The 7,618-nt window shown below is 37.9% G+C and carries 8 protein-coding genes; 6 read left to right on the plus strand and 2 right to left on the minus strand.

The annotated features are described in order from the left end of the window. The 6 genes from L6N96_01175 to L6N96_01200 form a co-directional block, all read left to right on the plus strand. Window positions 1-182: hypothetical protein (locus tag L6N96_01175; protein ID MCP8322778.1), on the plus strand; the 182-nt coding region annotated here is incomplete at its 5' end. 117 nt (window positions 183-299) lie between these two features. Then, window positions 300-1,247 (plus strand): NAD-dependent epimerase/dehydratase family protein, encoded by a 948-nt coding sequence (locus L6N96_01180; protein ID MCP8322779.1) that lies wholly within the window; start codon window positions 300-302, stop codon window positions 1,245-1,247. A gap of 40 nt (window positions 1,248-1,287) precedes the next feature. Further along, window positions 1,288-2,151, plus strand: a complete 864-nt coding sequence (locus L6N96_01185) for a hypothetical protein (protein ID MCP8322780.1) — start codon at window positions 1,288-1,290, stop codon at window positions 2,149-2,151. Then, a complete protein-coding gene (locus L6N96_01190) occupies window positions 2,148-3,899 on the plus strand; it encodes a nucleotide sugar dehydrogenase (protein ID MCP8322781.1) in 1,752 nt (583 codons plus the stop codon). The genes L6N96_01185 and L6N96_01190 overlap by 4 nt, the downstream gene beginning before the upstream one ends. A 50-nt stretch (window positions 3,900-3,949) precedes the next feature. Beyond that, window positions 3,950-4,939 carry a DUF354 domain-containing protein gene (locus L6N96_01195; protein ID MCP8322782.1) on the plus strand — a complete coding sequence of 330 codons (990 nt, stop codon included), beginning with the start codon at window positions 3,950-3,952 and terminating at the stop codon, window positions 4,937-4,939. After that, the gene (locus L6N96_01200) at window positions 4,936-5,802 is read left to right on the plus strand and encodes an NAD(P)-dependent oxidoreductase (GenBank protein ID MCP8322783.1); all 867 of its coding nucleotides are present in this window, start codon (window positions 4,936-4,938) and stop codon (window positions 5,800-5,802) included. The genes L6N96_01195 and L6N96_01200 overlap by 4 nt, the downstream gene beginning before the upstream one ends. 27 nt (window positions 5,803-5,829) lie before the next feature. Here the strand turns inward: L6N96_01200 and L6N96_01205 are convergent, their stop codons facing one another. Together L6N96_01205 and L6N96_01210 are read right to left on the minus strand one after the other, a co-directional pair. Further along, complete coding sequence (locus tag L6N96_01205) at window positions 5,830-6,138, minus strand: hypothetical protein (protein MCP8322784.1); 309 nt, start codon at window positions 6,136-6,138, stop codon at window positions 5,830-5,832. Between the two features lie 209 nt (window positions 6,139-6,347). Beyond that, the gene (locus L6N96_01210; GenBank protein MCP8322785.1) at window positions 6,348-7,403 is read right to left on the minus strand and encodes a hypothetical protein; all 1,056 of its coding nucleotides are present in this window, start codon (window positions 7,401-7,403) and stop codon (window positions 6,348-6,350) included. Between the last annotated feature and the right edge of the window lie 215 nt (window positions 7,404-7,618).

Consider the following 7,618-nt stretch of genomic DNA (forward strand, 5'->3'; position numbering starts at 1 on the left):
AGATAAGCGGTCTTAATATAAACCTGAAGTTCGAGGATTGGCGACCTTACGATCAAAAAGTATATTATAGCAACATGGGAAAGGCGAAAAGAGAATTTGGGTGGGAGCCTAAAGTATCTTGGAAGGAAGGGTTGAACAGATTATTTGATTGGGTTGTTGATAATAAACGCTTCTTTATCTAACTTAATAATGAAAATTCCATTAATGCGTGCTCTAGAACCATGTCTTATCTTTTAAAAACACAAAGTAGACGATGATAAAATTATTTTAGTTAGAAGATATATAAACGGTAGATTTAGTTGAAAGCTCTTGTGACTGGTGGAGCTGGCTTCATTGGTTCTTATGTAATAGACTATCTAAAAATAAAAAAGTATAATGTTGTTGCTTTAGACGACCTTTCAGCTGGAAGGAGGAATAATTTACCTTCTGACTTACCATTAAAGGTGAAGTCTGTAGCCGACGTTGTTAAGGAAGATGTAAAAGATTTTGACACAATTATCCACTGTGCTGCTCAAGTCTCTACATTTTGGTGTATAGACTACCCTGAGGAAGATTTCAGGAGAAACGCTCTCTCCACCTTTCATCTCTTCGAGACCTGTAGAAAATTTAACGATGATGCCTTGATAATCTATACAAGCAGTAGAAGCGTACATGGGGATATACCTGAGCCAAACCTTGCAGATGAGTCTTTTCCTTTCGACCCTAGCACCTTTTATAATGTTCATAAGATTTACGGCGAATTGCTTTGTAAAATCTATTCAAACTTGTATGGCATGAAATTCATTATATTAAGACCAAGTAATGTATACGGTCCTAGGCAACCTTATTGGATGAAGGGCTGGTACAACTTTATCAGTTTCTGGATTAAGATATCACTGGAAAACGAGGCTTTACCTATCTACGGTAGTGGTGAGCAGATAAGAGATTATACATATGTAGAGGATACTGCAAAAGCCTACATTCTTGCTTTGGAAAACCCAAGGGCTATAGGGGAAGTCTTTCTTTTGCCAACAGGTAGGGGTGTAAGCCTGAACGAGCTTGCCAACATAATCATTAAGTTAACACACAGTAAATCTCAAAAAAATTATCTTCCACCACGTCAAGGGGATATAATGCGCTTTGTAGGTAGCTACAAGAAGGCTAATGAAATCCTTGGATGGGAGCCAAAAATCTCCTTGGAAGAGGGTTTAAAGAGAGAGATAGAATGGGTGAGACAAGAATTAACCCTAAAGGGCAAAGGAGTTTGAGCCATAAATATATGATTATTTTTTTAAAGGTCATGATATTATGAAAGCAGTTATCCCTACAGCTGGTTTAGGAACAAGGCTCCTGCCTTCAACAAAGGAGCAGCCCAAGGAGATGTTGCCCGTATTTGCCAACGGAGATGGTGAATGCCTATGCTTGAAACCTCTTGTTCAGCTCGTCTTTGAGCAACTTTTTAATTCAGGTTCTAGAGAATTTTGCTTTGTAGTAGGTAGAAATAAGAGGGCCATAGAAGATCACTTCACACCTGATTGCGGTTACGTTGAACAACTAAACAATAAGGGCAAGAGCATACAAGCATTGCTTCTTGAGGACTTCTATAAGAAGGTTGAAGCCTCAACAATAGTATGGATTAACCAACCCGAACCTCTAGGCTTTGGACATGCCGTCCATCTAACTAAACCTTTCATTGGAGGCTCTCCACTTCTCGTCCACGCCGGTGATACATATATTATATCAAGAGAAAACGTTCACTTAAAAAGACTGATTGAAGAACATAATAAAACCAAAGCTGATGCCACGATCGTGCTTCAAGAAGTACCTGACCCGAGGCAGTATGGGGTTGCAGAAGTTGCTATGGAATCAAATGAACTTATCGTCAAAGACGTTAAAGAGAAGCCTGAGAGACCCAAAACAAACTTAGCAATAATGCCTCTTTATATATTCGAACCGATAATTTTCAGATCACTAGAAGCCATTCGACCTGGAAAGGGTGGAGAGATTCAGCTCACCGATGGTATCCAGAACCTTATTGAATGGGGCTTAAAGGTCAATGCAATCGATCTCAAAGAGAATGAGATTAGACTGGATATCGGCACACCAGAAACTTATTGGGAAGCGTTAAGCCTTTCCTATAAGTACTTTAAGAAGCAGGCAATAAAACTATGAAAGTCGCAATCTTTGGACTCGGCTATGTAGGCCTAACAATGGCAACTTGCATAGCAAAAAGAGATGCAAAGGTGATAGGTTGTGACGTTGACACTGAGAAAGTAAGAAAGATCAACAAGGGCGAGACCCCTATTCATGAGCCAGAACTTCCAACCCTCCTAAAAAGAAACGTAAAAGAGAGAAGGTTATCTGCAACAGAGGATGCAAGAAAGGCTGTCAAAAAATCTCAGATCATATTTATTACCGTTGGTACGCCAAACCATACAGATGGTTCTATTAACCTTGATTATGTGAGGTCCGTTTCAGAAACCATTGGGAAAGAATTGAAGGATTTAGAGGACTATAAACTCGTTGTACTACGAAGCACGGTAACTCCGGGTACAACATATAACCTAGTAAAACCTGCATTAGAGACAACCTCAAATAGGATATGCGGTAAGGATTTCGGCTTAGTCTATAACCCTGAGTTCCTTAGTGAAGGCTCAGCAATTAAAAACACTCTTAACCCTGATAGGATCATAATCGGGGAAATCGACAAAAAATCTGGTAAAGCTCTTGAAAAATTCTACCGATGGCTTCATCATAAAAAACTTCCACCCATAATCAGAACCAACCCAAATACAGCCGAGCTTATCAAATATACGAATAATGCTTTCTTAGCTATGAAAGTGAGTTTCATAAATCAAATAGCGAATTTATGTCAGAGAATTCCAAATACAGATGTTGAGGTTATTGCAAAAGGTATAGGATTAGATGAACGAATAGCACCATTGTTCCTAAAAGCTGGATTTGGATGGGGGGGTTCATGCTTTCTTAAGGATCTTAAGGCATTGTCCAAATTTTCAAGATCAAAGGGCGTAGCACTACCATTAACCGAGGCTACACTGTTCGTCAACGAGATTCAACCTTTGAATGCTGTTAATATTGCTGAGAAATTACTAGGCGATATACAGAGCATGAGAATTGCCATACTGGGCTTATCCTTTAAACCTGGAACAGACGATATAAGGGAGGCTGTTTCAATAAAAATAGTAAAAGAGCTACTTAGAAGAGAGGCAAAAATTGTAGCCTATGACCCAGCCGCTATAGAAAATGTAAGAAAAATATTCGGTAATAGAATAGAATATTCAAAATCCGCATTAGAATGTATTAATAGTGCAGATTGCTCCATTATTGTAACAGAGTGGTCTGAGTTCTCAAAAATCAAACCTGAGGACTTTATCTCCAGAATGAGAAATCCGATCGTTATCGATGGTAGACGAATATATGAACCTGAAGAGTTTTCAAGCAAGCTTAGATATATTGCAATAGGTCTTGGTTCTAAAGACATCCAGCTTGAACGAGATGAAAGTATATGGATCAATCCAGCATTAGCGGTTAACGTAATAGTTGAGGATGGGGGTGAAGTGATGCTCGTTAGAAGAAACTGCGAGCCATTCAAGCGATTATGGAGCTTGCCAGGTGGGTATGTGGAATATGGTGAAACAGTTGAAAATGCTGCTAAGAGGGAAGTTAAGGAGGAGAGCGGCCTAGATATCGAACTATCAAGAATAATTGGAATATATTCAGATTCTTATCGCCATCCATGGAAACATGTAATAGCGATATGCTATTTAGCTCATACAGATAAAGGAGAAATAAATACCGAATTTCAAGATGTTAAATTCTTTATATTAAGTAAAATTCCAGAAAATTTAGCATTTGATCATGTAACGATGTTGAGAGACTATATACGTGGTAATCCTTGAAGTTGGATCGGATAGCATGGCATTGAAAAATACCAAATCTTGGTGAAAGTATGAAAGTCTGGTTAGATGCCATTACCGCTAAAGACGCACTTCTAATGGTGAAGATTGCGGAGATGCTTGACAAGAAGGGAATTCCTAACTTCATCACTGCTAGAAACTATGATTATACTCAGAGTATCTTATCAAGGCATAATAGAACTTACTATGATGTGGGTCGTCATGGAGGGAAGGAACTATCTAGCAAACTTGATGCTAGTATTGACCGAATGAAAGATCTTAAAAAAGTCGCTAATAAGGAGAAACCAGATTGGCATATCTCGCTATCTTCTCCTGAGGCTACTAGGATAGCGTTTGGGTTAGGGGTGAAGATAATCCAGCTTAATGATGCACCTCACTCATATTGGGTCAATCACTTAACTCTTCCGCTAGCTAAATGGGTGATTATACCTTTAGCAATACCTCTAAGGAAATACATTGATTTTGTACCTTACAAGAAGATTATAACATACAAAGGTGTAGACGAGATAGCTTGGTTAAGAGACTTTGAACCACAGCCAAATGTATTGGCTGAGTTAGGGTTAAAACCAAGGAAATATATTGTCTTTAGACCACCTGAAATATATGCGTCTTATTATCCTACAAAAGTAGAGACTCAAGAGACAATAGAGCAAATTTTATCCTATCCAAAGGTGGTAGCTCTTCCTCGCTACCAGAAACAGAAGGAGGAGCTTAGTAAGAGAGATAACGTGGTAATTCTTCCTGGAGGTTTAGATTTCCAGAGCCTCCTATATTACTCTAATGCTGTGGTAACTGGGGGGGCTACTATATCGAGGGAAGCTGCGTTATTGGGTGTCCCATCAGTCTGTTTGTTCCCGAAACCTCTAGATATTGAATCTTGGTTAAGTGGCTTAGGCTATCCTCTATATAAGAATCCTACTAAGAACAAGCTCGAGGAACTGTTGTACAAGCCTGCCTCACGGAAACCAGTAACCATTAAATTGGAATCACCGATAGATGTTATTGAAAGGTTATTAGAATGAGAAAGAAGAGATTAATTGTTACTGGAGCTAGAGGATTTATAGGTAGCTATGCAACTGGGTATTTCAAAGAGAAAGAGTATACCGTGTTGGGAGTAGATAAGCTACTATCTGATAATGTCTCCAAATGTGATCTTACAAACTTCGATGAAACACTAAATCTCTTCAAGCAGTTTATTCCAGATTATGTAATTCATCTAGCAGTAAGATATGCTGGATCTGAGGTGGAAATTATGAGGACCAACTTAATGATTACTCTAAATGTCCTTGAGGCTTCTCTGAAAGTAGGAGTAAAGAGATTCTTATATATGAGCAGTTCTGCTGTGTACGGACTGCCTACTGAAGATAATCCAGTTGACGAGGAAACACCTCTAGCTCCCAGAACTGGCTATGGTACATCTAAGGTGGCTGCAGAGTATTTAGTAAAGCAATATTTTAACTTAGGACTGCCATGCGTGATATTCAGAGGATTTGAAGTCTGGGGTAAAGGAGCAACAAATGGAATAATAAAAATTTTTGTGGAAAATGCTGTTAAGAAGGGATGTCTGACAGTATTTTGTCATGGACATCAGAAGGCAGACTTCATGCACGTCTTAGATCTTTGTCAAGCTTACGAATTGGGGCTAGAGAAGTTGGATTCTGGACAGATATATAATGTGGGTAGCGGAATCGTTAGAACTTACCAAGATCTCGCAGAAGAAATAAGACGGATTACTGCCTGTAAGGTAGAATATCTGCCTTGCAGAGCAAGAGAGGAACCCTATAAACTCTATCCTGATATTAGAAAGTTGAAGTCAAAAGGATTTAATCCAAAGCATTTAAACTTCGGACAGTTAATCAAAGAAGTAGTGTCAGATTATCGCTAGAAAGAGCTCTTCTACACTTTTTCATTTTTACTTGAAATGCTCTACCCTGGGTTGTTCCTTCCCTTTCTCGTCCTTCTCTGTAACATCCCGGTCAAATTCAAGGAAATCCAGAGCAAATTGTCTTAACTTTGTAAAAAACATCTCTAGCTGTTCTTCTTCAAATTTACCCATCTTCATAGGATTCGATAACCATTGCATCCATCCATTGATACTCTGATTTACAGCTAAGAGTGATTGGATGCATCCCTCTACATACCCTAGGCGATCTTTCGGTGCCAGATTCTTTAGCGATTTTTTTCGCTCCTTGACAATTGCTGTCCAGCTTCGATCTGTCATATTTATGGATACCTCAATGTTTCTTAGATTATTTTTATTACTTAAAATATTTTGGTTTATAGATGATTAACAGTTCAATCTACATATTTCAGAATGTTTACTTTATAGGGGAATCTCCCAATGAAGTCCTTCTACCTATGCGGGATGTTTATTTATCCAGAACATAAATAATACCAACAATGAAATTTAGTTCTTGATAATTAAATGCTCTATCTTGTTATATATTTCAAAGTGAAGTTTTGATGCGCATCCTTCAGCTTGATAGGTTTAAGAGTATTCTTGAAACCATAGCCACAAATTTCTAGTGGTGCGCCAAAATCTCCTCTATCTTTAGATACTTTAACAGCTCTTATCACATCAAGTAAAATATTTCCAGCATTAGGTCCATCAGAGGTACGAAGATATATATCGGCCATAATTGGAGAGCCTAAGAAACCATCTCCTTGTATCCAGTAGTAGCTAGTCCTATTATTTTGCATATAATCGACATAATCTGTAGTTCCTGTAATTGTCTCAAACTTGTAAGGTAACTCCATAGATATTGCTTTAGTTTTCATGTTCCGCTTCATGAACTTTATATCTTCATCCAATGTATTCAAAGTCTCTGTACCTCCACCAACATCAAGCTGGTAACTTTTTAAGATATTAATACCTCTACTGTGCATAAAATCGAGGATCCCTTTATGGAAAGCAGTTCCTCCAAATTGGCTCATTAGATCGTCTCCAGTTACAACCAAATTTGCTTCCCTGAACTTATCTACAATTGCTTTATCAGATGCTATCGATGATGGAGTAGCATTGATGAAGCAGCATTTTGATTTGATGGCGATCTCAGCATAAGCCTTAGATGTATTATCTAAACCAGATGATATAAGATTCACCAAAACATCTACTTTACTCCTTTTTAACTCATCTATAATGTCATTAGGCTCCCAAGTATCAACATCAAGTGAGTTTTTTAGATAGTTTGAAAGTTCATCATACAAGATACCTCTTTTTACATTGACATTAAAAGGCCTTAGATCCAAGTACCTTTCTGCTACATTAGGTTTCGAAAACATTGCCTCAGAAAGGTCGACCCCTATCTTTTTAGAATTTATATCATAGGCACCTACCAGTTCTAAATCCTTAATCCTATAACCACCTATGATCTTATTCCATAGACCGTTCCTAGAATCATCCTCGCTATAATAACTAATTCCTTGAATCAGAGTACAAGCACAATTTCCTATACCAATTAATGCAACTTTTATCTTATCACTCATAATCTTATGGCAATATGGAGTATACTTTTAATGTTATTGTTTGTGATCTCTAACTGGAGTATACTTTTAAAGTTATTATTCTAGTTTCGAAATGAGTGCGACCAAACCAGAAATTATGCAAAGGAGTGAAACTAGGTAGTATACAGGGGATATCTGAGGTACGATAGGAGTAGTTGCTGTAAAGTACGCCAATAATATACCTACAAGTAGGAATA

The sequence above is a fragment of the Candidatus Methylarchaceae archaeon HK02M2 genome, from assembly GCA_024256165.1.
Lineage (GTDB): Archaea > Thermoproteota > Nitrososphaeria > Nitrososphaerales > JACAEJ01 > HK02M2.